General features: G+C 69.7%; 31 protein-coding genes. 28 read left to right on the plus strand and 3 right to left on the minus strand.

What is annotated here, in order from left to right; translation table 11 throughout:
• Positions 1-87: 87 nt before the first annotated feature.
• A complete protein-coding gene (locus ACZK5D_RS02115) occupies positions 88-1944 on the minus strand; it encodes a hypothetical protein (RefSeq protein WP_463664073.1) in 1857 nt (618 codons plus the stop codon).
• A 329-nt stretch (positions 1945-2273) separates the two neighbouring features.
• Here ACZK5D_RS02115 and ACZK5D_RS02120 point away from each other — a divergent pair, with 329 nt between their 5' ends.
• The 18 genes from ACZK5D_RS02120 to ACZK5D_RS02205 all read left to right on the plus strand — a co-directional run bounded on the left by ACZK5D_RS02120 (position 2274) and on the right by ACZK5D_RS02205 (position 17590).
• Entirely contained in the window at positions 2274-3689 is a 1416-nt protein-coding gene (locus tag ACZK5D_RS02120) for a DEAD/DEAH box helicase (protein WP_463664074.1), read from the plus strand.
• A gap of 174 nt (positions 3690-3863) precedes the next feature.
• Positions 3864-7679 (plus strand): ATP-binding cassette domain-containing protein, encoded by a 3816-nt coding sequence (locus ACZK5D_RS02125; RefSeq protein ID WP_463664075.1) that lies wholly within the window; start codon positions 3864-3866, stop codon positions 7677-7679.
• A 283-nt stretch (positions 7680-7962) separates the two neighbouring features.
• Positions 7963-8331 (plus strand): 50S ribosomal protein L14, encoded by a 369-nt coding sequence (gene rplN, locus ACZK5D_RS02130; RefSeq protein ID WP_068749476.1) that lies wholly within the window; start codon positions 7963-7965, stop codon positions 8329-8331.
• Position 8332: 1 nt separating this feature from the next.
• Positions 8333-8704 carry a 50S ribosomal protein L24 gene (gene rplX / locus ACZK5D_RS02135; RefSeq protein ID WP_458994506.1) on the plus strand — a complete coding sequence of 124 codons (372 nt, stop codon included), beginning with the start codon at positions 8333-8335 and terminating at the stop codon, positions 8702-8704.
• Entirely contained in the window at positions 8704-9333 is a 630-nt protein-coding gene (gene rplE, locus ACZK5D_RS02140; RefSeq protein ID WP_463664076.1) for a 50S ribosomal protein L5, read from the plus strand. The genes rplX and rplE overlap by 1 nt, the downstream gene beginning before the upstream one ends.
• A gap of 8 nt (positions 9334-9341) precedes the next feature.
• On the plus strand, positions 9342-9527 hold the full coding sequence (locus ACZK5D_RS02145) for a type Z 30S ribosomal protein S14 (RefSeq protein ID WP_182782385.1): 186 nt from the start codon (positions 9342-9344) through the stop codon (positions 9525-9527).
• Positions 9528-9609: 82 nt separating this feature from the next.
• On the plus strand, positions 9610-10014 hold the full coding sequence (gene rpsH, locus ACZK5D_RS02150; protein ID WP_458994504.1) for a 30S ribosomal protein S8: 405 nt from the start codon (positions 9610-9612) through the stop codon (positions 10012-10014).
• A gap of 27 nt (positions 10015-10041) precedes the next feature.
• Complete coding sequence (gene rplF / locus ACZK5D_RS02155) at positions 10042-10584, plus strand: 50S ribosomal protein L6 (RefSeq protein WP_458994503.1); 543 nt, start codon at positions 10042-10044, stop codon at positions 10582-10584.
• Positions 10584-10967, plus strand: coding sequence for a 50S ribosomal protein L18 (gene rplR, locus ACZK5D_RS02160; RefSeq protein ID WP_458994502.1), 384 nt, complete (start codon positions 10584-10586; stop codon positions 10965-10967). The genes rplF and rplR overlap by 1 nt, the downstream gene beginning before the upstream one ends.
• Positions 10968-10991: 24 nt before the next feature.
• Positions 10992-11597 (plus strand): 30S ribosomal protein S5, encoded by a 606-nt coding sequence (gene rpsE / locus ACZK5D_RS02165; RefSeq protein ID WP_458994501.1) that lies wholly within the window; start codon positions 10992-10994, stop codon positions 11595-11597.
• A complete protein-coding gene (gene rpmD, locus ACZK5D_RS02170; RefSeq protein ID WP_458994500.1) occupies positions 11597-11779 on the plus strand; it encodes a 50S ribosomal protein L30 in 183 nt (60 codons plus the stop codon). Before rpsE ends, rpmD begins: the two co-directional genes overlap by 1 nt.
• Position 11780: 1 nt before the next feature.
• On the plus strand, positions 11781-12221 hold the full coding sequence (gene rplO, locus ACZK5D_RS02175) for a 50S ribosomal protein L15 (RefSeq protein WP_458994499.1): 441 nt from the start codon (positions 11781-11783) through the stop codon (positions 12219-12221).
• Positions 12222-12417: 196 nt separating this feature from the next.
• Positions 12418-13731 carry a preprotein translocase subunit SecY gene (gene secY / locus ACZK5D_RS02180; protein WP_463664077.1) on the plus strand — a complete coding sequence of 438 codons (1314 nt, stop codon included), beginning with the start codon at positions 12418-12420 and terminating at the stop codon, positions 13729-13731.
• On the plus strand, positions 13728-14309 hold the full coding sequence (locus tag ACZK5D_RS02185) for an adenylate kinase (RefSeq protein WP_458994497.1): 582 nt from the start codon (positions 13728-13730) through the stop codon (positions 14307-14309). The genes secY and ACZK5D_RS02185 overlap by 4 nt, the downstream gene beginning before the upstream one ends.
• Positions 14306-15124, plus strand: a complete 819-nt coding sequence (gene map / locus ACZK5D_RS02190) for a type I methionyl aminopeptidase (protein WP_463664078.1) — start codon at positions 14306-14308, stop codon at positions 15122-15124. The genes ACZK5D_RS02185 and map overlap by 4 nt, the downstream gene beginning before the upstream one ends.
• Before the next feature lie 62 nt (positions 15125-15186).
• Positions 15187-15549, plus strand: coding sequence for a DUF1707 SHOCT-like domain-containing protein (locus ACZK5D_RS02195; protein ID WP_458994495.1), 363 nt, complete (start codon positions 15187-15189; stop codon positions 15547-15549).
• A gap of 44 nt (positions 15550-15593) precedes the next feature.
• Positions 15594-16496 (plus strand): neutral zinc metallopeptidase, encoded by a 903-nt coding sequence (locus ACZK5D_RS02200; protein WP_463664079.1) that lies wholly within the window; start codon positions 15594-15596, stop codon positions 16494-16496.
• Positions 16493-17590, plus strand: a complete 1098-nt coding sequence (locus ACZK5D_RS02205; protein ID WP_463664080.1) for a neutral zinc metallopeptidase — start codon at positions 16493-16495, stop codon at positions 17588-17590. The genes ACZK5D_RS02200 and ACZK5D_RS02205 overlap by 4 nt, the downstream gene beginning before the upstream one ends.
• A gap of 3 nt (positions 17591-17593) precedes the next feature.
• Here the strand turns inward: ACZK5D_RS02205 and ACZK5D_RS02210 are convergent, their stop codons facing one another.
• Positions 17594-18742, minus strand: a complete 1149-nt coding sequence (locus ACZK5D_RS02210) for a carbohydrate kinase family protein (protein ID WP_458994492.1) — start codon at positions 18740-18742, stop codon at positions 17594-17596.
• A 115-nt stretch (positions 18743-18857) separates the two neighbouring features.
• Here ACZK5D_RS02210 and ACZK5D_RS02215 point away from each other — a divergent pair, with 115 nt between their 5' ends.
• The gene (locus ACZK5D_RS02215; protein ID WP_463664081.1) at positions 18858-20237 is read left to right on the plus strand and encodes a family 4 glycosyl hydrolase; all 1380 of its coding nucleotides are present in this window, start codon (positions 18858-18860) and stop codon (positions 20235-20237) included.
• Between the two features lie 7 nt (positions 20238-20244).
• Here the strand turns inward: ACZK5D_RS02215 and ACZK5D_RS02220 are convergent, their stop codons facing one another.
• A complete protein-coding gene (locus ACZK5D_RS02220) occupies positions 20245-20526 on the minus strand; it encodes a YciI family protein (RefSeq protein ID WP_458994490.1) in 282 nt (93 codons plus the stop codon).
• 122 nt (positions 20527-20648) lie between these two features.
• Here ACZK5D_RS02220 and infA point away from each other — a divergent pair, with 122 nt between their 5' ends.
• From infA to ACZK5D_RS02265, 9 genes are all read left to right on the plus strand, one after another.
• Positions 20649-20870 carry a translation initiation factor IF-1 gene (gene infA, locus ACZK5D_RS02225; protein ID WP_068749455.1) on the plus strand — a complete coding sequence of 74 codons (222 nt, stop codon included), beginning with the start codon at positions 20649-20651 and terminating at the stop codon, positions 20868-20870.
• A 274-nt stretch (positions 20871-21144) separates the two neighbouring features.
• Complete coding sequence (rpmJ, locus tag ACZK5D_RS02230) at positions 21145-21258, plus strand: 50S ribosomal protein L36 (protein WP_020575560.1); 114 nt, start codon at positions 21145-21147, stop codon at positions 21256-21258.
• Positions 21259-21507: 249 nt separating this feature from the next.
• Positions 21508-21882, plus strand: a complete 375-nt coding sequence (rpsM, locus tag ACZK5D_RS02235; protein WP_458994489.1) for a 30S ribosomal protein S13 — start codon at positions 21508-21510, stop codon at positions 21880-21882.
• A 36-nt stretch (positions 21883-21918) separates the two neighbouring features.
• A complete protein-coding gene (gene rpsK, locus ACZK5D_RS02240) occupies positions 21919-22329 on the plus strand; it encodes a 30S ribosomal protein S11 (RefSeq protein WP_458994488.1) in 411 nt (136 codons plus the stop codon).
• A gap of 32 nt (positions 22330-22361) precedes the next feature.
• Positions 22362-22967, plus strand: a complete 606-nt coding sequence (gene rpsD / locus ACZK5D_RS02245; protein WP_458994487.1) for a 30S ribosomal protein S4 — start codon at positions 22362-22364, stop codon at positions 22965-22967.
• Positions 22968-23079: 112 nt separating this feature from the next.
• Positions 23080-24102 (plus strand): DNA-directed RNA polymerase subunit alpha, encoded by a 1023-nt coding sequence (locus tag ACZK5D_RS02250; protein WP_458994486.1) that lies wholly within the window; start codon positions 23080-23082, stop codon positions 24100-24102.
• Between the two features lie 35 nt (positions 24103-24137).
• Entirely contained in the window at positions 24138-24683 is a 546-nt protein-coding gene (gene rplQ, locus ACZK5D_RS02255; protein WP_463664082.1) for a 50S ribosomal protein L17, read from the plus strand.
• A 128-nt stretch (positions 24684-24811) separates the two neighbouring features.
• On the plus strand, positions 24812-25819 hold the full coding sequence (locus ACZK5D_RS02260; protein WP_463664083.1) for an ABC transporter substrate-binding protein: 1008 nt from the start codon (positions 24812-24814) through the stop codon (positions 25817-25819).
• 74 nt (positions 25820-25893) lie between these two features.
• On the plus strand, positions 25894-26913 hold the full coding sequence (locus ACZK5D_RS02265) for an ABC transporter substrate-binding protein (RefSeq protein WP_463664084.1): 1020 nt from the start codon (positions 25894-25896) through the stop codon (positions 26911-26913).
• The last annotated feature ends 3 nt before the right edge of the window (positions 26914-26916 follow it).

Genomic DNA, 26916 nt, shown 5'->3' on the forward strand with positions numbered 1-26916 from the left:
GATACCAACAAGCGAAAACACCCCCTCCCCCTCCCCCTTTCTTTTTCCCCCCCCCCCGGTGCTGTGTGCGCTCAGGTGTGCGTCGGCTCAGGCGCCTGTGGCGGGGAGGCCCGGGCGGGGGTGGGCAGGCGGGACAGGCACCATCACGGCGGGAGGGGGAGTCCGCGTCGGTGGGGGCGCCGGGCTGGTGCTCGGGCGAGCGGTCGGCTCAGGCGTGGGCGTGGGTGTGGGTGTGGGTGTGGGCAGGGGGGCCTCGGTGATGAGAACGGTCTGGGACGGATGCCCCACCGCGTGCTCCACGATGACGGGGTCCAAGCTGTCGTGCGTGAGGCTGACCGTCGTCTCCGCCGAGTAGCAGCCGGGCGCGCTCAGCCTCGCCGCGGCCAGGCCCGCGAGCTCCAGCCCCTGCGTCCCCCAGGGCAGGTCCAGGTCCCGGTAGCTCCCCACGACGGGGGCGCCGGTCCAGTCCACGCCAGCACAGGTGGCGGCCCCGTCGGCCTCGCGGGGGCGGACGGGCCCGACGAGGCTGCCGGAGACGCGCACCCGCAGCTGTGATCCGTCAGGCACCTCGAGCCCCGGCACGCCGGCCAGGCGGACGGTGTCCGAGGCCTCGACCCCCTGCGCGGCGAAGCCGTTCGGGCTCAGCTCGGTGCTGACCTCGGGAGCGACCACGAGGCTGGTCTCGGGCAGCTGGGGCCAGGACGGGGGCGGGGGAGTGGTGACGAACTCCGCCGGCTCCAGGGTCTCGACCCACGTGTAGTACCCCGCCCCCGGGAAGCTCAGCTCCTCGCTGTGCACCTCGGCGCCGCCGTCGTCGCCGTAGCGGCCCGTGAAGCGGGCGGTGCCGACGCGTGGGGCGTGTGCCGGGTCGGCCGCGGTGAGCTCATCGAGCGAGGCGAAGGGCCCGTACAGCGTGGTCGTGCCCGCGAACGGCGCGCCGGGGCGACCGCCCGACACCGTCACGATGTCCACCGCCGGCCGTCCCGCCACCGCGACCACGTCGCGGGTCCGCGTGGTGACCATCGGGGTGAAGAGGGGCTCCAGGGTGGCGGTCTCCGACGCCGACACCGTCCGAGTGGGCGGTGCCACCAGGAGGCGCTGCACGGTGCGCTCCGCGGGCACGAAGACCCGGGGGGCCGGGCCGGCGAGGCCTGCGAAGGAGATCTCCACACCGCCCGAGGTGGGGTCCGCCCCGGGGAGCGGAAGCGCCACGTCTATGGAGACGACGTCTCCTCCCGTGCGGGCCGGGGACGAGACGACCGACATCGAGCCCGTGCCCCGCGCGCTCAGGGCGACTCCCGGCACGCTGTTGCCCGACCGCGACACCACCGAGGCGAGCAGCCGTCCGGTGGGGTCCTCAAGGGTGGGGAGCCTGTCCCACACGAGCCTGGCTGTGTAGGGGCCGGCGTAGAGCGACGCCTCGCGGGTCAGCCGGTCGAACTCGGCGCGGGCCGACGGATGGGCGGCCACCACCGCAGCCCACCGGGCCCCCTCCCGTGCGGTCTGCTCCGCCCCGCCGACGGTCCGGAGCCGGACGAAGTGCTCGACGGCCGAGCCGGTGTCCGCCGAGGGCGCCTGACCGGTCTGCATGAGGACCCAGGCCAGGTCCGCCAGCTCGTCGGCGCTCGCGGCGACGGTGCCGTTCCCGTGCGGGAGGAGGGACCCGGCGGCCAGCCCCGTCTGCTTGATCAGCGGGCCGCCCACGGCGGCCTCGGTCCATCCGGTTGCCCGGCGTGGGGGAGCCGACATCAGGTCGGCGCAGTAGGCGGTGGTCTGGCCCATGCGATAGGCCCCGTACCAGTCGCGGCCCGTCCTCGGCATCGTCACGGTGTGGCCGGAGCCCTCCCGTGGACCGTCCTGTGGGCCGGCGAGGGCGGGGTCCGGCCGGATGAGCGCCATGAGCAGCAGGGAGATGAGGAGGACGGGGGCGAGGTACCGGCGCATGTCGTGGGCTTCCTGGGAGTCTGGGGATGTCGGCCCCACTGTGGTCACCGGCCGACGCGATTTCCCGTGCGGCAGGCAACCTGTGGACAACCACCCAAGGCGTTACAGATGCCGTCCTGATAAGGGACGATGCTGGCACCCCCCCCGTGAGACCGGTGCTCGCCGCCGGCGCGATGCGGGCATCGCGCCGAGCCTGGGGTAGACTCCTCCCCAGCACTCGGATCGTTCTGCTTCGAGTCCCCGAGCTTCATTTTCCTGATGCCATCGCGCTGCGGACCTTTCCGCGCCGGGCAGAACCGCTGCATCGCCCCCACATGGGAGTACCTTTCATGACCACCCTGTCCTTCGGCGCGCTCGGCGTGCCCTCCTCTCTCAGCGCAGTCCTCGAGGGCCGCGACATCACCACCCCCACGCCGATCCAGGCCGCGACCCTGCCGGATTCGCTCAGCGGCCGCGACGTCCTCGGCCGCGGACGCACCGGCTCCGGCAAGACCTACGCGTTCCTGCTGCCCCTGGTGGCACGCCTCGCCGCGTCGTCGACCCGTCGCGCGCCCAAGCGTCCCCGGGCCATGATCCTGGCGCCCACCCGCGAGCTCGCGATCCAGATCGACGAGGCCCTCGCGCCGCTCGCCCTGACCGCCGGCCTCACCTCGCGCACCATCTTCGGCGGCGTGAACCAGAAGCCGCAGGCGGCCGCCCTGACCAGGGGCGTCGACGTCATCGTCGCGTGCCCCGGCCGGCTCGAGGACCTGATCGCCCAGGGCGTCGCCTCGCTGGCCGGCGTCGAGATCACCATCATCGACGAGGCCGACCACATGGCCGACCTCGGCTTCCTCCCGTCCGTGCGGCGCCTGCTCGCGCAGACCCCGAAGACGGGGCAGCGGATGCTCTTCTCCGCCACCCTGGACAACGCCGTGGGCACCCTGGTGAACCAGTTCATGCACGACCCGGTGGTTCACGAGGCGGACTCAGCCGAGTCGCCGGTGGCCACCATGACGCACCACGTGCTGCACGTGGCGGACGCGCAGCACCTGCCGGTGCTCATCGACCTCGCCGCCGCGCCCGGACGCTCCGTGGTGTTCACCCGCACCAAGCACCGCGCCAAGAAGATCGCCCGGCAGCTCAACGCCGCCGGGATCCCCGCCGTCGAGCTGCAGGGCAACATGAGCCAGAACGCGCGCGAGCGCTCGATGGCCGCCTTCCATTCGGGGACGGCGCAGACCCTGGTCGCCACCGATGTCGCGGCCCGCGGCATCCACGTCGACGACGTGGGCCTCGTCATCCACGCGGACCCGCCGGTGGAGCACAAGGCCTACACGCACCGCTCGGGCCGCACCGCCCGCGCCGGGGCGGAGGGCACCGTCGTGACGCTCATGCTCGACGAGCAGCGCTCCGACGTGCGGACCCTCACCCGCAAGGCCGGCGTGAACCCCACCGTCACGCGCGCCGACGAGCGCCACCCGGTGCTGCAGGAGATCGCGCCCGGCGAGCGGTCGTTCCCCGGCGGCATCGTGAAGCCCGAGGTCCCGCAGCAGCAGGGCGGGGGAGGCCGACGTGGCGCGGCCGCGCCCCGTCCGCGCACCGGATCCGAGCGTCCCCAGGGTGGCCGCGGTCAGCGCCCCCAGGGCCAGCGCGGCGAGCGCCCCTCGGAGGGCCGGTCCCGGCGGCCTGCCGCGGCGGCCGCCGCCTCGTCGGGTGGCGTGGCGCGGTTCTCCGCCGAGAGCGGCCGTCGCAGGAGCCGCTAGCACCAGGAACCGATCGGCATCGATCACGATTCCGAGCCGTCCCGAGCCGCCCGGCCCGCGTCCACACGCGGGCCGGGCGCTTCGCATTGTCCGGCCCGGGACCCACCGATGCAGTGACGTATCCTGGAAGGCTCACGGCCCCTCTGCCGCGACCCTCCCGCCACCCGAGGACCCATGCTGCAGCTCGAGAACGTCCGCAAGTCGTACACCACCGGCGACTTCACCCAGGTCGCCCTGGACGACGTCTCGATCGCCTTCCGTGACAACGAGTTCGTCGCGATCCTCGGTCCGTCGGGCTCCGGCAAGACCACGCTGCTCAATGTCGTCGGCGGCCTGGACCACTACGACTCGGGCAACCTCGTCATCGACGGCATCCCCACCGACGAGTACCGCGACCGCGACTGGGACACCTACCGCAACAACCGCATCGGGTTCGTGTTCCAGGCCTACAACCTCATCCCGCACCAGAGCGTCCTCTCCAACGTGGAGCTGGCCCTCACTCTTGCGGGCGTCGCGCCGTCGGAGAGGAAGCGCCGGGCGCTGGCCGCGCTGACCGAGGTGGGGCTGGCCGACCACGTGCACAAGCGCCCCAACCAGCTCTCCGGCGGACAGATGCAGCGCGTCGCCATCGCCCGCGCGTTGATCAACGACCCGGAGATCCTCCTGGCCGACGAGCCCACCGGCGCCCTCGACTCGGCCACCAGCGTGCAGATCATGGCCCTGCTGACCGACATCGCCCGCGACCGCCTCGTCATCATGGTCACCCACAACCCCGATCTCGCCGAGGAGCACGCCACCCGCACCGTCCAGCTCCGCGACGGCGTCGTCTTCTCCGACACCGACCCGTACCACCCCGAGCCCCAGGAGGAGAAGGGACGCCCCGCGAGGCGCACCGCCATGAGCTTCCTCACCGCCATCGCGTTGTCCTTCAACAACCTGATGACGAAGAAGGGCCGCACCCTGATGACGTCGTTCGCCGGCAGCATCGGCATCATCGGCATCGCCGCGATCCTCGCGCTCGCCAACGGCGTGGGCCTCTACATCAAGGGCGTCGAGGAGGACACACTCTCCCTGTATCCGCTGTCCATCGAGCGGCAGGGCTTCGACCTCACCGCACTGCTGGGAGGCGGGTCGGCCGACGGGACCGACGACGACGCCCCCGAGCCGGGCGCGGGCGAGGTGCCCGAGGCCCAGAGAGTCTCCAGGATGCTGGGAGGCGTCGGCACCAACGACCTCGCCTCCCTCAAGGAGTACTTCGACGACGGCGACAGCGGGATCGAGGCCTACGTCAACTCCATCGAGTACAGCTACGACATCACCCCGCGGATCTACTCCGAGGCGGGCGGCAGCCCCCGCCAGGTCAACCCCGACACCACCTTCAACTCCGTCGGGCTGGACCCCACCTCCACCGTCACCTCGCTGATGGGCCCCGGCGCGGGATCCGGGGTGTTCCACGAGCTGGTCGAGGACCTGTCGCTGGTGCAGACCCACTACGACGTGGTGGCCGGGCGCTGGCCCGACGACGCGCTCGAGACCGTGGTGGTGTTGAGCCCCAGCGGCAAGGTCAGCGACCTCACGCTCTACGCCATGGGTCTGCGCGACCCCGCCGAGCTCGACTCGATGGTCACCCAGCTCGCCAACAAGGAGCCCATCACCGAGCCCGGCGCCCCGATCACCGTCACCTACGACGACCTGCTCGCCACCACCTTCCGGCTCGTCAACGTGCCAGACCTCTACAGCTACGACGACGAGTTCGGCGTGTGGACCGACCGGAGCTCCGACGAGAGCGTCGTGGCCGCCGTCGTCGACGCCGCCGACACGCTGAAGGTGGTCGGCGTGGTGCAGGCGGCCGAGGACAGCACGATCCTCCAGTCGGGCATCTACTACACGCCGGCGCTGACCAGGCATGTCATCGAGAACGCGGCCGACAGCGCGATCGTCGCCGACCAGCTGGCCCGCGCCGACGTCAACGTGCTCACCGGCCGCAGCTTCGCCGACGACCAGGCCGCCGCCGAGGACATGGACCTCTCGCAGCTCATCAGCGTCGACGAGGAGGCCATCACCAAGGCCTTCACATTCGACGCCGATGCCCTCGAGATCGACACCTCCGCGCTGGAGGACCTGAGCCTACCCGAGCTGTCCTTCGACGCCTCGTCCCTGCCGGCGCTGGACCTCGGCGCACTCCTGGGGGAGCTCGACCTGGCCTCCGTCGTCGCCGCGCCCGACATGGGCGCCGAAGCGGGCCAGGTGGTGAGCTGGACCACGTCGCTGGCCACCTCGTTCGCGGTCTTCGTCGCCGAGAACCAGCTGGATCCGGCGGACACGCAGGCCAACTTCCGGCTCTTCCTCGAGTCTCCCGCCGGGCAACAGCTGCTCGTCGGCACGGTCCGGGAACCCGAACCCCTCGACGCCGAAACGGTCGCCGCCCTGCTGGAGGCCCTGCTCGGCTTCGCCCCGGCGCCCGCACAGCCTGGTGAGGATGCCTCCACCCCGCCGGCCGAGGATCCCCCGTCCCAGCCGGCCGAGGATCCCTCGTCCCAGCCGGCCGAGGATCCCTCGTCCCAGCCGGCCGAGGATCCCTCGTCCCAGCCGGCCGAGGATCCCTCGTCCCAGCCGGCCGAGGATCCCTCCGCCGAGCCCGACCCCGCGCCCAGCAACCCGCCCACCGCCGCGGCCAGGGTCGCCGAGTTCCTGGCGACGGAGCAGGGCCAGGCCGCCCTGGCGGCCACCGGCGGGCTCGTCGACCCGGCAGGGCTGGAGGCCGCCGCGCAGGCCTTCGACGGGTTCGTCGCTCAGGCGTTCCCCGCCGGGGAGCAGCCCGAGGTCCCCGACGTCGCGGCACTGGTGCGGGCCTTCCTCGCCTCGCCCCAGGGGCTGGAACTCCTGACGAGCCTGGGGGCGGCGCCCGCCGGGCAGGCCCCGGCCGCAGAGTCGCAAGGGGAGGAGGCCGGGTTGCTCACGCAGCTGGTGCGCGGCTACCTCGCCTACACCGTCGACGCCAGCCTCCCCATCGACGAGGTGGAGGCCAACCTCGACGGCTTCCTCTCCTCGACGCAGGGCGCAGCCCTCCTCGCCCAGGCGTCGGGCCTGATCGACACCGACGCGCTCACCGCCCAGCTGCAGGGCGCGATGGGCTCCTACGTCGAGGGCGTGATGGGCGCGGTGACCGGCACGCTCTCCACGCAGCTCGCCGACGCGCTGGGCACCCAGATCTCCAGCGCCATCGAGGGCTCGATGGGCCGGCTCAGCGAGAACATGGCCGACGCCATGGGCATCGACGAGGCGGCCTTCGCCGAGGCCTTCCAGCTCAACCGCGACCAGGAGGAGCTGACCCAGCTGCTGATGGCGATGACCGCACGGCAGCTGAGCTCCTACGAAGGCAACCTGCGCACGCTCGGCTACGGCGACCTCGCCGACCCGTCCACCATCCAGATCTTCCCCAAGGACTTCGAGTCCAAGGAGCAGGTGCTGAGCATCCTCGACGCCTACAACGCCAGCGCCAGGCAGGCGGGCGACGAGGATCGGGTCATCACCTATACCGACCTCGTGGGGGCGCTGATGGGCTCGGTCACCGACATCATCAACACCATCAGCTACGTGCTGGTGGCGTTCGTGGCGATCTCGCTGGTGGTCAGCTCGATCATGATCGGCGTGATCACCTACATCTCGGTGCTGGAGCGGAAGAAGGAGATCGGCATCCTGCGCTCCATCGGCGCGAGCAAGCGCGACATCAGGCGGGTGTTCAACGCCGAGACCCTCATCGTCGGGTTCGTGGCGGGCCTGCTCGGCGTGGTGGCCACGTTCCTGCTGACGATCCCCGCCAACGCCATCGTCGAGGCCAGGTTCGACGTGCCGAACGTGGCCCAGCTGCCGTGGCAGGCCGCCATCATCCTGGTGCTGGTCAGCATGGGGCTGACCGCGCTGGCCGGGCTGATCCCGGCGTCGGCCGCCTCGCGCAAGGACCCCGTCGAGGCGCTGCGGAGCGAGTGAGCGCGTGGAGAGCCGGCCACCGGCCGTGCTGGAGGCGGGCCCACCGCCTGCGCCGCCTAAACGGGTCGCGGGCGCCGTCGGGGCTGATTTCGTCCCTGGGGCGGCGCGGGCTAGACTGTGCCAGTTGCCTTGGGTCTGTGCCCTTTCGAGGGGACCTTTCCCGGGTTTCAACCATGGCTTCCTCTCTCTCGAGTTGGGGGCTGCCTCCTGGCAAAATCCAGGGGGTTTCGTTTCTAGTTCCGCCAGGCCTCATGCATGGGAACCGGTGGAGCAAGGAGAAGTAATGATCCAGCAGGAGTCGCGACTGAAGGTCGCCGACAACACTGGTGCCAAGGAGATCTTGTGCATCCGTGTGCTCGGTGGCTCGAAGCGCCGCTACGCCTACCTCGGCGACACGATCGTCGCCACCGTCAAGGACGCGATCCCTGGCGGTAACGTCAAGAAGGGCGACGTGGTCAAGGCCGTCGTCGTCCGTACCGTCAAGGAGCGTCGCCGCGCCGACGGTTCCTACATCAAGTTCGACGAGAACGCCGCCGTCATCCTGAAGAACGACGGGGAGCCCCGCGGCACCCGCATCTTCGGCCCGGTGGCCCGTGAGCTGCGTGAGAAGAAGTTCATGCGCATCGTCTCGCTCGCACCGGAGGTGATCTGACATGGCATCGCTCCACGTCAAGAAGGGTGACCGCGTCAAGGTCATCTCGGGCAAGGACAAGGGCGTCATCGCCGAAGTCATCGCCGTGGACCCGGCGGCCGAGCGCGTCACCGTGCAGGGCGTCAACCTGGTGAAGAAGCACCGTCGCGAGTCGCAGACCGCGGCCGGCCGCAAGGTCGAGGGTGGCATCATCACCGTCGAGGCTCCCATCCACGTGTCCAACGTTCAGCTCGTGGTCAAGGTGGACGGCAAGGAGGTCGTCACGCGCGTGGGTTACAAGCGCGTCGACGTCACCAAGCGCCGCCCCGACGGCACCGAGTACACCGCCCAGCGCTCCGTGCGGGTCGCCCGCAAGACCGGTGAGGAGATCTGATGACCGCCACCGCAGCCCCCGCCGCGATGCCGCGCCTGAAGGCCAAGTACCGCGAGACCATCGTTCCCGCCCTGCAGGACGAGTTCAGCTACGCCAACGTCATGCAGATCCCCGGTCTGGTCAAGATCGTGGTCAACATGGGCGTGGGTGAGGCCGCGCGCGACTCGAAGATCATCGAGGGCGCCATCAAGGACCTCACCGCCATCACCGGCCAGAAGCCGTCGGTGACGAAGGCCCGCAAGTCCATCGCCCAGTTCAAGCTGCGCGAGGGTCAGCCCATCGGCTGCCACGTCACGCTGCGTGGGGACCGGATGTGGGAGTTCGCCGACCGTCTTCTGACGCTCGCGCTCCCGCGCATCCGTGACTTCCGCGGCCTCAACGGCAGCCAGTTCGACGGCAACGGCAACTACACCTTCGGCCTCTCGGAGCAGGTCATGTTCCTGGAGATCGACCAGGACCGGATCGACCGCGTCCGCGGCATGGACATCACGTTCGTGACCTCCGCGGACAACGACGCCGAGGGTCGTGCGCTCCTCAAGCACCTCGGCTTCCCGTTCAAGGCCGTCGACGACGCCAAGAAGCAGAAGACCAAGCGCGGCCCCGCGTTCTACGCCAAGAAGAAGAAGTGAGCTGAGCCATGGCAAAGACAGCACTCAAGGTCAAGCAGGCCCGGAAGCCGAAGTTCGGTGTGCGCGCCTACACCCGCTGCCAGAAGTGCGGGAGGCCCCACTCGGTCTACCGCAAGTTCGGCCTCTGCCGCATCTGCCTGCGCGACATGGCGCACGCGGGCGAACTGCCCGGCGTGACCAAGTCGTCCTGGTGATCCCGGACCCACTCTTCCTTCTGAATTTCAAGTTGCGACAGGTCCCTGACGGGAAACCGGCGCGAGAAAGAGGCAACAAGTCATGACAATGACTGATCCAATTGCAGACATGCTGACGCGTGTGCGCAACGCCAACCAGGCGTTCCAGGATTCGACGTCCATGCCCTCGTCGAAGATCAAGGTGCGTATCGCCGAGATCCTCAAGACCAACGGCTACATCTCGGACTTCGAGCTGACCCAGGTCGAGGGCCAGGTGGGCGACGTGCTCAAGGTCACCCTCAAGTACGGCGAATCCCGTGAGCGCTCCATCGTGGGTCTCCGTCGAATCAGCAAGCCCGGCCTGCGCGTCTACGCGAAGTCCACCGAGTTGCCGAAGGTGCTGGGTGGTCTCGGTATCGCCATCATCTCGACCTCTCAGGGCCTGCTGACCGACCGCGACGCAAAAGCCAAGTCCGTGGGCGGCGAAGTACTCGCCTACGTCTGGTGACCGGGCGATAGGTAAGGAGAAACAGATATGTCACGTATTGGCAGGCTCCCCATCGCCATCCCGACCGGCGTCGATGTGAAGCTCGACGGCCGTCAGGTCGACGTCAAGGGCCCGAAGGGCTCGCTGACGCTCACCGTCGCGGAACCGATCACCATCGAGAAGCAGGAAGACGGCCAGCTCGCCGTCGCCCGTCCCAACGACGAGCGGCTCAGCCGGTCCCTTCATGGCCTCACCCGCACCCTGGTCAGCAACATGATCCAGGGCGTCACCGAGGGCTATGAGAAGAAGCTGGAGATCGTCGGTGTGGGTTACCGCGTGATCTTCAAGAGCCCGCAGCAGCTCGAGTTCGCGCTCGGCTTCTCGCACCCCGTGATCGTGAACGCCCCCGAGGGCATCACCTTCGCCGTCGAGGCCCCGACCCGGTTCAGTGTCCAGGGCATCGACAAGCAGCTTGTTGGCGAGACCGCGGCCAACATCCGCAAGCTCCGCAAGCCCGAGCCGTACAAGGGCAAGGGCGTCCGCTACGCGGGCGAGCACGTCCGCCGCAAGGCTGGAAAGGCTGGTAAGTGATGGCCATCTCGCTCAGCAACCGCAAGTCGCTGGCTCCCAAGACGGCGTCCCGCGCCCGACGGCAGCTGCGTGCGCGCAAGAAGATCAACGGCTCGGCCGAGCGTCCCCGTCTCGTCGTCACCCGGTCGTCGCGTCACCTGTTCGTTCAGGTCATCGACGACGTCCAGGGCCAGACGTTGGCGTCCGCGTCCACCATGGAGGCCGACGTGCGCGGCGCCGAGGCGGACAAGTCGGAGAAGGCGCGCAAGGTCGGCGCCCTGATCGCCGAGCGTGCCAAGGCAGCCGGCATCGAGCAGGTCGTCTTCGACCGTGCGGGCAACAAGTACCACGGGCGCATCGCGGCTCTCGCCGACGCGGCCCGCGAGGCCGGGCTCGGCTTCTAACGACGAAAGGAAAGGTTTTTCACGATGAGTGAGACCCAGCAGCGCCGCGGTGGCGGCGCGACCGGTGAGCGTCGTGGCCGTGACGATCGTCGTGGCCAGGCTCCCAAGGAAGAAAGCAAGTACCTCGAGCGGGTGGTGACCATCAACCGCGTCGCCAAGGTCGTCCAGGGTGGTCGTCGCTTCAGCTTCACCGCACTGGTGGTCGTCGGAGACGGCGAGGGCATGGTGGGCGTCGGATACGGCAAGGCGAAGGAGGTGCCGGCCGCCATCGCCAAGGGTGTGGAGGAGGCCAAGAAGCACTTCTTCCGCGTGCCGCTGATCCAGCGCACCATCCCGCACCCGGTGCAGGGCGAGAAGGCGGCCGGCGTGGTCATGCTGCGCCCGGCCTCCCCGGGTACCGGCGTCATCGCCGGCGGCTCGGCCCGCGCGGTCCTCGAGTGCGCCGGCGTGCACGACGTGCTCGCCAAGTCGCTCGGCTCCTCCAACGCCATCAACGTGGTGCATGCCACCGTCGAGGCGCTCCAGCAGCTCGAAGAGCCGGAGGCCGTGGCCAGGCGCCGCGGGCTGCCGGTCGAGGACGTCGCTCCGGCGGCACTCCTCCGCGCTGCCAAGGAAGAGGTGACCCACTGATGGCGGAGCTGAAGATCACCCAGGCAAAGTCTGGGGTGGGTGGAAAGCAGTACCAGCGTGACACGCTGCGTACGCTCGGTCTGGGCAAGATCGGCGCCTCGGTGGTCCGTGAGGACCGCCCCGAGGTGCTCGGCATGATCCGCACCGTCGCCCATCTCGTTACCGTGGAAGAGGTGAAGTGAGATGACGCTCAAGCTGCATCATCTGCGTCCCGCCCCCGGCGCCAAGACGGCTAAGACCCGTGTCGGCCGTGGTGAGGGATCGAAGGGCAAGACCGCCGGTCGCGGCACGAAGGGCACGGGGGCCCGCAAGAACGTCCCCCAGAACTTCGAGGGCGGCCAGATGCCGTTGCACATGCGCCTGCCGAAGCTCAAGGGCTTCAAGAACCCGTTCCGGGTGGAGTTCCAGGTGGTCAACGTCGGCCGTATCGCCGAGTTGTTCCCCGAGGGTGGCACCGTCGAGGTCGCAGACCTCGTCGAGGCCGGCGCCGTGCGCTCCGGCAACCTGGTCAAGGTGCTCGGCACCGGCGACGTGGCGGTGGCGCTCAACGTGTCCGCCCACGCGTTCTCCGGCTCCGCCAAGGCGAAGCTCGAGGCTGCCGGCGGCTCGGTGACCGAGCTCTGAGTTCGGTCCTCACACCAGCAACACCACCGACGGGGTGGGCCCGGAGTCACTCCGGGCCCACCCCGTCGGTCATTCCACGCCGCGGACCGTCGGCCGGGGACGTTTTGGTGCCCGTGCGGCGCTTGATAGGCTTCCCTGGTTGCCGTGCCGAGAGTGCACAGTGCCGTGTAGTTTCCGAAATCGAAAGTAGGGTCGGATGATCTCCGCCTTGGCCAACGCGTTGAAGACACCGGACCTTCGCAAGAAGATCTTCTTCACGCTGGGCATCATCGCCGTGTTCCGTCTCGGATCGACGATCCCGTCGCCCAACGTGAGCATCTCCCGGATCGACCAGTGCCTCGCGCTCGCCTCGCAGGGCGACTCTGCGGGCATCTACTCGATGATCAACCTGTTCTCGGGTGGGGCGCTGCTGCAGCTGACGATCTTCGCGCTCGGCATCATGCCCTACATCACCGCCTCGATCATCCTCCAGCTTCTCACCGTGGTGATCCCGAAGCTGGAGGCTCTGAAGAAGGAGGGCGGCACCGGGCAGCAGAAGATCACCGAGTACACGCGCTACCTCACCCTGGTGCTGGCCGTCCTGAACGCCACCGCGTTCGTCACTCTGGCGCGCACGGGTCAGCTGTTCCAGGGCTGCGACGGGATCCTCTACAGCGACGAGCTGCTTCCGCTGGTCACCATGGTGATGATCATGACCGCCGGCACCGCCGTCATCATGTGGATGGGTGAGCTCATCACCGAGCGCGGCATCGGCAACGGCATGTCCATCATGATCTTCACGCAGATCGCGGCCAGCTTCCCCGCCGGACTCTGGTCCATCAAGCAGAGCCACGAGGGCGTCACCGGGTGGTTCCTCTTCTTCCTCGTCATCGGCATCGGGCTCCTCGTGATGCTGGGCATCATCTGGGTCGAGCAGGGCCAGCGCCGGATCCCGGTTCAGTACGCCAAGCGCATGGTGGGGCGCCGCCTCGTGGGCGGGTCCACCACCTACATCCCTCTGAAGGTCAACCAGTCCGGCGTCATCCCGGTGATCTTCGCCTCGTCGATGCTGTATCTGCCCGTGCTGTTCGCGACGTTCCGCCCCGAGGGAGTGGTGTCGGAATGGATCCAGGCCAACTTCACCGGACAGGGCGGGCAGTCCTGGATCTACAACCTGGTGCAGTTCTTCCTGATCATCGCGTTCTGCTACTTCTACGTCTCGATCACCTTCAACCCGGAGGAGGTCTCGGACAACATGAAGAAGTACGGCGGCTTCATTCCCGGCATCCGGGCGGGCAAGCCCACCGAGCGCTACCTCGCCTACGTGCTGTCGCGGCTGACGGCCCCCGGGTCCCTCTACCTGGCCACGATCGCCCTGATCCCCACCATCGCCTTCATGGCCGTGGGCGCCCAGCAGAACTTCCCGTTCGGCGGTACCTCCATCCTCATCATCGTCGGCGTGGCGCTGGACACGGTGAAGAAGATCGAGAGCCAGCTCCAGCAGCGCAACTATGAGGGCTTCCTGCGGTGAGGCTGCTGATCATGGGGGCCCCCGGGGCGGGCAAGGGGACGCAGGCCACGGCGCTGGCGGAGCGCTACGGCGTGCCTGCCATCTCCACCGGTGACATCTTCCGGCACAACATCAGGAACCAGACCCCGCTCGGGATCAAGGTCAAGGAGATCATCGACGCGGGGGAGTACGTCCCCGACGACGTGACCGAGGAGATCGTCGCCGACCGGCTGGCGGACCCGGACTGCGAGCCCGGCTTCCTCCTCGACGGGTTCCCCCGGACGATGCACCAGGTCTTCTTCCTCGACCGGTACCTCGCGGAGCGCGGTCAGCAGTTGGACGCCGTGGTCTCCCTGCACGTCGAGCCGGAGGCCCTGGTCATGCGGCTGCTGGCGCGGGCCGAGATGGAGGGCCGCGCGGACGACAACGCCGACACCATCCGCCGCCGCATGGAGGTCTACGCCGGCCAGACCGCGCCGCTGCTCTTCCACTACGAGAACAAGGGCCTCCTCGTCGACGTCGAGGGTACGGGCACCGTCGACGAGGTGCGCCAGCGCATGTTCGACATGGTCGACGCCCACGCGGGTGCCACCCGGTGATCATCGAGGTCAAGTCCACCGCCGAGCTGAGGTTGATGCGCAAGGCCGGGCTGGTCGTCGCCGAGGGCCTGGAGGCCATGTGCGGGGCCGCCGCGGCGGGCGTCACGACGGCTGAGCTGGACGCCATCGGCCGCGAGGTCCTCGCCCGCAACGGGGCCGAGTCCTCCTTCCTCGACTACGGGTCCATGTGGGGCAACGGGTTCCCGGGCGTGGCCTGCATCTCCGTCAACGACGAACTGGTCCACGGCGTGCCCGGGGAGCGGGTCCTCCGCGAGGGCGACCTGGTCTCCATCGACTTCGGGGCGATCGTGCAGGGGTGGCACGGCGACGCCGCGCGCTCCATCGTCATCGGCGCCCCCAGCCCTGAGGACCTGGCGCTCATCGACGCCACCCGCGAGGCCATGTGGGCCGGTGCGCGGGCCATGCGGGCCGGCGGCCGGGTGGGCGACGTGTCCCGGGCCATCGAGGACTACGTCAAGTCCCTGCCCGTCCGGTATGCGACGCTGCGCGAGTACACCGGGCACGGCATCGGCTCCGAGATGCACATGGAGCCGGATGTGCCGAACTGGTACCGCCGTCGGCCCACCCCGAAGCTGGCCGTGGGGATGGCGCTGGCCATCGAGCCGATGCTCACCACCGGGCTGCACCAGACCGTCGAGCTCGACGACGGGTGGACCGTCGTGAGCCGCGACGCGTCGCGGGGCTCGCACTGGGAGAACACGGTGGCCGTCACCGAGCACGGGCTGTGGGTGCTCACGGAGCCCGACGGTGGTGCCGAGCGCCTCGGGGACCTGTTCGGCCCGCTCGCCGACTGACGGGTGCACGCGCGCCTCCACCGGCGCCTCCCCTGCTTGGCGGCCCAGCCTATGATGGCGGCATGGCGCTCCCTCCGTCCTCGAAGTACCTGCAACGCGCGGCCGATCCGGTCGACGAGACGGAGCGCGAGTCCCTCACCGCCAGGCTCAACGCGGCCTACGGCGACGGACGGATCTCGCACGACGAGTACGCGCAGTCGATGGACGTGGTCTACGCGGCCCGTACCCTGGGGGACCTCGTCCCGGTCATCGAGCACCTGCCTGCGGCCGCCGTCGACGTGCCGGCCATCGTGCAGCAGGGAGGGCCGCCGGCCGGCCGGGTCACGGAGGCCCGGAACCTGATCCCGCTGGCCGTCGGCGTGGGCGTCGTGGGTGTGGCGCTCGTCGCCATCCTCATGCTGCTCCTGGTGGTCACCTTCCTCTGAGCGGGCGGGGTGACGGGAATGCGCCGGGCCGGGGGAGGCCGCTGATGGACGGGTGGCACATCGAACCGCCGGAGCCCAGGCCCTCCCGCCCCATGAAGCTGGGGATCGCCGTGCTCGCGCTGGCGGTCGTGGTGTCGCTGGTGGGCGTGACCTACACCGTCGTGACGGGCGCCGTCCCCGCCGTCGAGGCTGGCCCGGGGGCGCCCGAGGCGCCGCTGGCGGGCCCCGGCGGGTGGACCCTCCCGGACCGCCAGTGGCCACCGCTGCCCCCGCCGGACCCGGCGTCTCCGTGGGCGGCCGCCCAGCAGACCCCGCTCGACGGCGTGGCCCCGGTGACCCTGCGGGGTTGCCCTCCGCCCGCGACCACCCCAACCGAGGAGGCGTGGCGCGCGGCGGTGACGGCCCAATGGGACTGCGTCCACGCGGCCTGGGAGCCGGTCCTGCTCGACCTCGGCTGGCCCACCACACGTCCCGCCGTGGAGTTCTTCACCGGCGAGGGCTCGGAGAGCGGCTGCGGGTACCTGGAGGCTCCCGCCTTCTACTGTTCATCGGGCGACGGCGTGGCGCACTTCGGCGAGGGCCACCTGCGCATGGCCCAGTCCTGGGACCTCGCGGTCAACGAGATGGTCAACCACGAGTACGGCCACCACCTCCAGCACCTCGCAGGCATCACCGACGTCAAGCTCTCCCTCCCACCCGACAGCGGCCTGGAGCGCCGCTCCGAGCTCCAGGCGATCTGCTGGTCGGCGATGATGACCGCCCACAACGACTCGGTGGGGCTCAACGAGACCACCTACGCATCCTGGTTGTCGCGGCTGGACAGCATGCTGGTGGACGGGGTGCACGGCAGCAGGGAGTCGATCCAGCACTGGGGGCTGAGGGGGCTGTACGCGCACACGGCCGGAGACTGCAACGCCTGGGTAGCGCCGCCGGAGGCGGTGGCATGAGCACAGGCCCCGGCTGGCAGCGTCCGCGGATGGGCGGTCCTCAGCGGTGGGCACCCCCGCCCGCGCAGCGGTGGGGACCCCCGCTCCCGCAGCGGTGGGCGCCCCCGCCCCCGCCGCGGCGCTCCGGGGGTGCCGGGGTGGTCCTCCTCGTCCTCCTCCTGCTCGGAGGGGTGGGCCTCTTCGCGGCGGCGGCCTTGTTCGGGGCCGTCTCCGAGCTGGCCTCACCAGAGCCGCCGGCGGTGGTCCAGCCCGAGGCCACACCCTCCGACGAGGCGCCCCCGCCGCCCGACGAGCCCACCACCGAGCCGGGCGAGCCCACCGTCGAGCCGGCGCCCCCCTCGGAGCCGGCCGCCCCGCCGACCCCCCCGGTGGACGAGGTGGGACTCCCGGCGCGTGAATGGCCGCCCATCCCGGGGCCGACGTCGACCAACCCGGACTGGGTGACCCTCCAGCAGAGCGCCCTGTATGCGCCGCCCATCCCCACGTTGGCCGGCTGCCCCGCGCCGGGCGTGGTGGTGAACATGGCGGAGCTGGAGGCTGCAGCCGGAGCCCAGGTGGCCTGCCTGCAGGCCGCGTGGAAGCCCACGCTGGCGAACCTGGGCTACAGCACGCAGGACATCCCGGTGTTCTTCTACGCGGGGGAGCGGGTGGAGACCCCGTGCGGCGAGGTCTACGCCCCGGCGCTGTACTGCTCGGCGCAGGGCGGCGCCATCTACTTCGGCGAGGCCACGCTGAACGGGGCCGCCTGGCACGCCTTCGGCGTCAAGGACATGGCCGGCCACGAGTACGGACACCACCTCCAGTCGGAGGCGGGGATGTTCCTGGCCGAGTACTCCGTGGGCGGCGACAACGAATCGGCGCGGAGGCTGGAGCTCCAGGCCACCTGCTTCGGCTACGCGATGATCGCCCACGACCCGTCGTTCACGATGACCCGCGGCGTCTTCGACTCCTTCGAGCCCTACCTGAGGGCCGTCGTCGAGGACGGCATCCACGGGTCCAAGGACTCCGTGGCGACGTGGGGCCTCAGGGGCCTGTATTCGTCGTCGCTGGGCAACTGCAACACCTGGACGGCGCTGCCGGGCGACGTGGACTGAGAATCAGGGGTGGCGCCGGCCCGCGTCGGAGGCCAGCGCGAACGTGCCCTGCGCCCTGCGGACGCCCAACACGGGGTGGTCCGGGAGCAGGTCGCGCAGGAACTCGTAGTCGCGCAGCACGTAGGCGGCCCTGAGGTCGCCCCCCGCCGCGCGGGCGGAGGCGAGCCCCCACCAGTCCGCGATGTCGCCCCAGCCCGGGGCCGCGAGCGAACCGCCGAACTGGCGCACGGCCAGTGACGAGGTCAACGCGGCGAACCTCAGCCGGTGCTCCAGCGGCCATCCCGCCAGGGTGCCGAGGACGATCGACGCGGCGAAGACGTCGCCCGCCCCGGTGGGGTCGATCGCCTCCGTCGTGACTGCGGGGCAGTAGGCCTCCTCTCCGGACTCCTGATCGATCGCGAAGGAGCCGTTGACGCCGTCGGTCACCACCGCCAGCGGCACCAGCTCTGCCAGCCTGCGCACGGCGTCGGTGGGCCGGTCGGTGCGCGTGTAGCGCATGGCCTCGACGGCGTTGGGCGTGAAGGCGTGGCACTCGTCGAGGAGACGCAGCACCGACGGGTCCCACACCCCGGTCTCGTCGAACCCGACGTCGGCGAAGAGGAGCGTGCCGCGCTCCTTGAGGCGGTGCCACCACGGCGCCGCGTCCTTGAGGTCGACGGCGGCCGCCCGCGCCGCAGGGGCGGCCAGCAGGTTGGGCTCGAGCGATTCGGGCAGCGGATGCATGTGGGTGACCATGCCCCGGTCGTCGTGGAAGGCCATCGACACGGTGAGCGCGGAATGGAAGTTCTCGAACCGGCGCGAGGCGCTCAGGTCGATCTTCTCCTGCCCGCTCAACGTGTCCCACATCCAGTCGGCGTAGGTGTCGTCACCGAAGCCCGTGACCAGCCCCGTGCGCAGCCCCAGCCTGGCGGTCGCCGTGGCGAGGTTGGCGATGCCGCCAGGGCACGATCCCATCCCGGCGCTGCAGAGTTCCTCACCTGGCTCAGGCAGGCGCGGGAGACCGGTGAAGATGAGGTCGAAGAAGATCGTGCCGGTGGTGAGGACGTCCAGGGGCGGGTCCTGAGGGGTGCGCAGCGCCTCGAGGGGATCCCACGGCGAACACTCCTCGCACACGGTGGCGTCGTCGTCCCTGAGGTGGTCGTGCCCGGTCATGCCATGGTCCCTCTTCGCACGTCGATATGCTCGATCCTGCCACGCCACGGGGGACCGGATCGCCCGCACCGGAATCCACCCGCCCCCGTGAGCGGCAAGAAAGGGTCGCCGCCACATGAAACTCGTGATCCTCGGCGGGGGCGGCTTCCGCGTCCCCCTCGTCTACGACGCCGTGGCCACCAACGCGCTCGCCGCCGCCGGGCGCGCCGCCGTCGACATCACCGAGGTGGTGCTGTACGACTCGTCGGCCCCCCGGCTCGAGGCCATCAGCCGGGTCGTCGCGGAGCGCGCGAGGCAACTGACCGGTCCGCCCCGGCTGCGCGTCACCACCGACCTGCGCGACGCGCTGGCCGGGGCGCACTTCGTGTTCGCCGCGATCCGCGTCGGCGGCGCGGAGGGGCGCATCGTCGACGAGCGGGTCGCCCTCGAGCTGGGCCTGCTGGGCCAGGAGACGGTCGGCCCCGGAGGCCTGGCCTACGCGCTGCGGACCGTGCCCGTGATGCGTCACGTGGCCGAGGTCATCGCCGAGGTGGCCCCCCAGGCGTGGACGATCAACTTCACCAACCCGGCGGGCATCGTCACGCAGGCGATGCGCGCGGTGCTGGGGGAGCGGGTCGTGGGGATCTGTGACACCCCGATCGGCCTCGTGCGTCGGGTGTCGCGGCTGCTGGGCGTCTCCCTCGAGCACGACCGGCACCGCGTCGAGTACGACTACGTGGGCCTCAACCACCTGGGCTGGCTGCGCTCGGTGAGCGTCGACGGCGTGGACCGGCTCCCCGGGCTCCTCGCCTCGGACGACTCGCTGGAGCACATCGAGGAGGCGCGGCTCCTGGGCAAGGACTGGGTTCGGGCGATGGGAGCGCTGCCCAACGAGTACCTCTACTACTACTGGAAGACCGACGAGGCCGTCCGCTCCGTCCGCGCGGCCGGAGAGACCCGGGGCCAGTACCTCAACCGCCAGCAGGGGCGCTTCTACGAGGACGTGGCCTGCTGCGATTCGCCCCTGGCCCTCTGGCAGGAGGCCCTCCACGAGCGGGAGGCCACCTACATGGCGGAGGCCCGCGAGGGCGACGAGGCCAGGCACGACGAGGACGTGGCCGGCGGCGGCTACCAGGAGGTGGCCCTTCGCCTCATGACCGCCCTGGCCACCGGTGAGCCGGAGCGGATGATCCTGGACGTCGCCAACGGCACCGGCACGCGCCGCATCATCCCGGAGCTGCCGGGCGACGTGGTGGTGGAGGTCGGCTGCGTCGCCGACGGACAGGGCGTCCACCCCCTCCCTGTCGCCCCGCTCACCCTCCAGCAGCTGGGTCAGATGAGCAGCCTCCGCGCCTCGGAGCAGGCCATCGCGGAGGCGGCCCTGACGGGGAGCCGGGAGAAGGCCTGGGAGGGATTCTCCATCCATCCGCTGGTGGGGTCACCACGGCTCGGGAAGGCCCTCCTCGACGGCTACGCCGCGGCCCACCCGTCGATATCGGCGCTCGTCGGGGGGTAGCAGGGGATCAGGCCAGCGAACCCAGGACCGGGTTCCACTCCTCGATGGAGCGCTCGGCGATCAGCTCGGCCGTCCAGAAGGGATCCTCGTCCAGAAGCTCCTCGATCTCGGTGACCGAGTCCCCGTTGAAGATGAGCAGGGCGCCGGGGAGATCGCTGCCGACGTACGGACCGCTGGCCACCAGCGCAGAGTCGAGCAGCGACGAGAGGTAGGCCCGATGCGCCGGCCGCTCCGCGTCCAGGGCCCGGGGGTCGTCGGTGTAGGTGTACTGGACCACGAAGTAGCTCATGGTCACAGGGTAGCGATCGGCCGCCGCCCGCGACGTTTGGCCTTGCCGGGCGCGCGGCGTAGAATAGCCGATTGGTACTAACCGGCGCGCATGGGGCGGGCCGGCGCAACGAGAGAGAGTACATGGCGAAGAAAGAAGGAGCCCTCGAGCTCGAGGGCACCGTGGTCGAGGCCCTGCCCAACGCGATGTTCCGCGTGGAGTTGGCCAACGGCCACAAGGTCCTCACGACCATCAGCGGCAAGATGCGCCAGCACTACATCCGCATCCTGCCCGCGGACCGCGTCGTGGTCGAGCTGTCCCCCTACGACCTGACGCGCGGACGCATCGTCTACCGTCACAAGTGAGCGGTGCGGCACAACGCACCACCCCCAGGAGAAGGGCATCGCCGGAACCCGGCGGCGCCCTTTTTTCGTGCCCGCAGCCGACGCCCCATGCCTTGTCGGCCCGGCACTTGCGGCGGGCGTCCCCGTTTTGGTATCCCGCCCACTCGTCGCGTAGAGTGGTGCGTCGGTCGTCTGTGCCCGGACATGTCCGCATGTCCAGCATCTCCGACCAAGCTCATCCACCACAAGATTGGGCGCGTCCGCGCTCCCAGTCGCTGATTGAAAAGGTTGCTCGATGAAGGTTCAGCCGAGCGTCAAGAAGATCTGCGACAAGTGCAAGGTCATCCGCCGGCACGGTCGTGTGATGGTGATCTGCGAGAACCCTCGCCACAAGCAGCGCCAGGGCTGACCAGGGGCCTCCGGGCCACTGGTACGCAGAACACCGCGGGACGGGTCGATCGCCCACTCCGCCGACAACTTCAAACAACGTGAACGCAAGGACCCTCCCGGGTCCCCAACCCCTGGGCGAAGGCCAGGGCCCCGTCGGTGCAGCACAGCACCACAGGCGACGGGGACGCGTCACGCCACACACCTTCGCGGTCCTCGACCGGGCTCACCAGTGGGCCAGGACCGGAAACTTAAGAAAGGTAACCGCCTGATGGCACGCCTCGTTGGTGTTGACCTCCCGCGCGAAAAGCGCCTGGAAGTCGCACTCACCTACATCTTCGGCGTCGGGAAGACCCGCGCCGCCGAGACCCTCGCCGCCACTGGCATCAGTGGCGACATCCGAGTCCACCAGCTCACGGAGGACCAGCTCGTCGCCCTGCGCGACCACATCGAAGGCCAGTACGAGATCGAGGGTGACCTCCGTCGTACCGTCGCCGCCGACATCCGCCGCAAGGTCGAGATCGGCAACTACCAGGGCCGTCGCCACCGCAGTGGTCTGCCGGTCCGTGGTCAGCGCACGCGCACCAACGCGCGCACTCGCAAGGGCAAGAAGAAGGCCGTCGCTGGCAAGAAGAAGGCGCGCTAACCCGCGCCCCTCTGCAGGACTTAGGAGAAAGACTCAATGGCTACTGCAAGCCGCAAGGCGGCCGCCGCCAAGACCAAGGTGCGCCGCAAGGAAAAGAAGAATGTGCTCGCCGGCCAGGCGCATATCAAGAGCACCTTCAACAACACCATCATCTCGATCACCGATCCCACGGGTGCTGTGATCGCCTGGGCCTCCGCCGGCACCGTCGGCTTCAAGGGCTCCCGCAAGTCGACCCCGTTCGCCGCGCAGATGGCCGCCGAGGCCGCCGGCCGCCGTGCCATGGAGCACGGCATGAAGCGCGTCGACGTGTTCGTCAAGGGTCCCGGCTCCGGCCGTGAGACCGCGATCCGCTCGCTCGGGGCCGTCGGCCTCGAGGTGGGTGCCATCTCCGACGTGACCCCGACGCCGCACAACGGCTGCCGTCCGCCCAAGCGCCGTCGCGTCTGATCGCCTGAGAGAGAAGAAGGACTAGCAAGATTATGGCTCGTTACACCGGCCCTTTGACCAAGAAGTCTCGTCGACTCGGGACCGACCTGGTTGGCAACGACAAGGCCTTCGAGCGCCGTCCGTACCCCCCGGGTGTGCACGGCCGCGGCCGCACGAAGGATTCCGAGTACTCGCTGCAGCTCAAGGAGAAGCAGAAGGCCCGCTTCGCCTACGGCGTGCTGGAGAAGCAGTTCCGCCGCTACTACGAGGAGGCCGACCGTCACCCCGGCAAGACCGGTGACCGTCTGCTCCAGATCCTCGAGTCGCGTCTCGACAACGTCGTGTACCGCTCCGGCTTCGCGTCGACCCGCCGTCAGGCCCGCCAGCTCGTGGTCCACGGCCACTTCCTGGTCAACGGCCAGCGCGTGAACATCCCGTCGTACCGCGTCCGCGCGCACGACATCATCGATGTGGCCGAGAAGTCGCTGACCATGACCCCGTTCGTCATCGCCCGTGAGACCCACGGCGACCGCACGGTCCCCGCATGGCTGGAGGCCCGCCCCAACCGGATGCGCATCCTCGTGCATCAGCTCCCCGTCCGCGAGCAGATCGTGGTGGACGTCCAGGAGCAGATGATCGTCGAGCTCTACTCGAAGTAAAACCCAGGGCCGGAGATCGGCCGGAGCGATCCGGCCGGTCTCCGGCGCCACCCGGCCCTGCGGCCACATTCGCACCATCAGATAGCGGTTGGTGCGGGAAGGATCACCGAAAATGCTCATTGCACAGCGCCCCACCCTCGCCGAGGACGTCGTCTCCGAGTTCCGTTCACGGTTCGTCATCGAGCCGTTGGAGCCCGGCTTCGGCTACACCCTCGGCAACTCGCTGCGTCGCACCCTCCTGTCGTCCATCCCGGGCGCCTCCGTGACCAGCATCAAGGTCGAGGGCAACCAGCACGAGTTCTCCACCCTCACCGGCGTCGTCGAGGACGTCACCGAGATCATCCTCAACCTCAAGGGCCTCGTGCTCTCGTCGGAGGAGGACGAGCCGGTGGTCATGTACCTCCGCAAGGCCGGCGCCGGCACCGTCACCGCGGGCGACATCCAGCCCCCGGCCGGTGTGGAGATCCACAACCCGGAGCTGCACATCGCCACGCTCAACGAGAACGGCAAGCTCGAAATGGAGCTCGTCGTCGAGCGCGGACGCGGCTACGTGTCCAGCGTGCAGAACAAGAACCCTGACGCCGAGATCAGCCGCATCCCCGTGGACTCGATCTACTCCCCGGTGCTCAAGGTCACCTACAAGGTCGAGGCCACCCGTGTCGCGCAGCGCACCGACTTCGATCGCCTGATCATCGATGTGGAGACCAAGCCGTCGATCGCCCCGCGCGACGCGATGGCCTCCGCCGGCCGCACGCTGGTCGAGCTCTTCGGCCTGGCCCGCGAGCTCAACGTCGACGCCGAGGGCATCGAGATCGGCCCGTCGCCCGTCGACGAGCAGATCGCCGAGTCCCTCAACCTCCCCGTCGAGGATCTCGAGCTGTCGGTCCGGTCCTACAACTGCCTCAAGCGCGAGGGCATCCACACCGTGGGCGAGCTCGTGGCCCGCAGCGAGGAAGACCTGCTCGACATCCGCAACTTCGGCTCCAAGTCGATCGACGAGGTCAAGGAGACGCTGGCCGGCCTCGGCCTCGCGCTCCGCGACTCGAACCCCGGCTTCGATCCGATGCAGGCCATCGAGCGCTACGACGAGGACAACGACGAAGACGCTGACTTCGCCGAGACCGAGCAGTACTGACCGCCCACCGCACTATCTCTGGAGACTCTTAACTCATGCCCAAGCCAACCAAGGGCGCTCGTCTGGGCGGCAGCCCGACCCACGAGCGCATCATCCTGCGCAACCTTGCCACCCAGCTGTTCGACCACGGCCGGATCACCACCACGGAGACCCGCGCCCGCCGCGTGCAGCCGCTGGCGGAGAAGCTGCTGACGAAGGCCAAGCGGGGAGACCTGCACGCCCGTCGTCTCGTGCTCGCCTCCGTCACGGACAAGGACGTCGTCCGGCGCCTGTTCGACGAGATCGCGCCGTCGCTCGAGGGTCGTGAGGGTGGCTACACCCGCATCACCAAGATCGGCAACCGCAAGGGCGACAACGCCCCCCTCGCCGTGATCGAGATCATCACCGAGCCCGTCGTGGCCAAGCCCAAGGCCAAGAAGGCCGCGGAGCAGCCCGTGGCGACGGCCGAGGAGACCCCGGCCGCTGCCGAGGAGGCCCCGGCCGACGAGGTTGAGGTCGAGGAGACCGAGGTCGCGGAGGAGGCTCCCGCGGACGAGGCAGCCGCGGACGAGGCAGCCGTCGAGGAGACCGACGCCAAGTAAGGCGCACACCGGAAAGGGCCCCCACAGCGGGGCCCTTTCCGCATTCCCGGGGCCTGTGCCCGACGCCCCGGTTGCGGCCCGTCGGAGCGGCGCCGATAAGGTGGGGCGACATCGAAGGAGGAGACGCGATGGTGCGGAAAGCAGTTGTGGGCGCGGCCCTGGCCCTGAGCCTGCTGGTGGGCGGGTGCGCGACCGGGACCTCGAGCGTGCCGGCGACGGACAGCGGAGCGCCCGGGAGCGAGGCGTCGAAGCCGAGCGTCTCCATCGGCGCGGTGACGATCGTCTCCCACCCCTCGCTCGACCAGGTCTACGAGGGCATCCGGGAGGGACTGGCAGAGGCGGGCTACGTGGAGGGTGAGAACCTCACGCTGGACTTCCAGAATCCGCAGGGGGACCAGGCCACGCTGGCCAACATCGCCAACACCTTCGCGGCATCCGACAAGGACCTCTTCGTCGCTCTCGCCACCCCACCGGCCCAGGCCCTCGCCCAGGTGATCCAGGACCGCCCCATCGTGTTCGCCTCGGTGACCGATCCCGTCGCGGCGGGGCTCGTGGAGTCGATGGACAACCCTGGGGGCAACGTGACCGGCACGAGCGACCAGCTGCCCACCGACGAGCAGCTCGCGGTGATCCAGCGGATCATGCCCGACGTGAAGACCGTCGGCATCGTCTACTCCTCGGCCGAGGTCAACGCTCAGGTCCAGGCCGAGGCCGCCGTCGAGGCCGGGGCAGACCTCGGCATCGAGGTGAAGACGGCCACCATCACCAACTCGTCCGAGGTGCAGCAGGCCGCCGAGTCGCTCGACGTCGACGCCTACTTCGTCCTGGTCGACAACACCGTGGTCTCGGCGATGGAGTCCATGATCCAGGTGGCCGAGCAGCGGCAGCGGCTCCTCGTCACCTCGGACCCGGACTCGGTCCAGCGCGGCGCCGCGGCCGCGCTCGCCACCGACTACAAGGCCCAAGGGCTCCAGACGGCCGGCATCATCGCCCGCATCATCGAGGGCGCGGACCCGGCCGGCACGCCCGTGGAGCTGCAGGAGAGCCTGCAGCTGGTGGTCAACCCCGCGGCGGCCGAGCGCATGGGCCACACCATCCCCGACGACGTGCTGGCCGAGGCCGACACCACCTACTGACGTGGACCGCGCGCCGGCGGCCGGCGCGCCGTCACTAGGCTTAGCCACCTGCGAACCAGTTTCCAAGGAGAATCATGAAGCTCAAGGCACTCGCGATCGGCGCCGTCGGCGCCCTCGCCCTCACCGCCTGCGCCGGCACGACCCCGTCGACGTCGGCCTCCGCTGACGCCACGGCCGCGTCCAGCTCGGCCTCCGGCCCGGCCGCGCCCGAGTCGATCAAGGTGGGTGTGGCCACCATCGTGTCGCACCCGGCGCTCGACGCCGCGCAGCAGGGATTCATCGACGCGCTGGCCGAGGCGGGCTACGTCGAGGGGGAGAACGTGGAGTTCGACCTTCAGAACGCGCAGGGCGACCAGTCGACGCTGACCAACATCGCCAACACCTTCGCATCCTCGGACTACGACGGCTTCCTCGCCATCGCCACGCCCACCGCCCAGTCGCTGGCCAACGTGATCACCGATCGCCCGATCGTGTTCGCCGCCGTGACGGACCCGGTCGCCGCCGGCCTCGTCGCCTCCTGGGATGCCCCCGACGCCAACATCACCGGCGTCTCGGACCTCAACCCGATGAAGGAGCAGCTCGAGCTGATCAAGGAGGCGCTTCCCGAGGTGGCCTCCGTCGGCATCGTCTACTCCTCCGGCGAGGTCAACTCCGAGGTCCAGGTGGCCGAGGCCGAGAAGGCCGCCGCCGACATGGGCATGGAGATCAAGAAGGCGACAGTCACCAACTCCTCCGAGGTGCAGCAGGCGGCCGAGTCGCTCGACGTCGACGCCTACCTCATCCCCACCGACAACACCGTCGTCTCCGCGGCCGAGTCGCTGATCCAGGTGGCCGAGCAGAAGCAGACGCCCGTCTTCGCCTCCGACGAGTCGACGATGGAGCGCGGCGCCGCCGCCGGCCTGTCGGTCAACTACACCCAGCAGGGCAAGGACGCAGCGGCCGTCTTCCTCAAGCTCCTCGAGGGCACGCCCGCCTCCGACATCCCGGTGGAGACGCAGACCGAGTTCGACCTGTTCGTCAACCCGGCCGCGGCGGAGAAGCAGGGGCTGACCCTGCCCGAGAGCATCGTCTCGCGCGCCACCAAGCAGTTCTGACCG

It is taken from the genome of Tessaracoccus yangjingae (assembly GCF_055326235.1).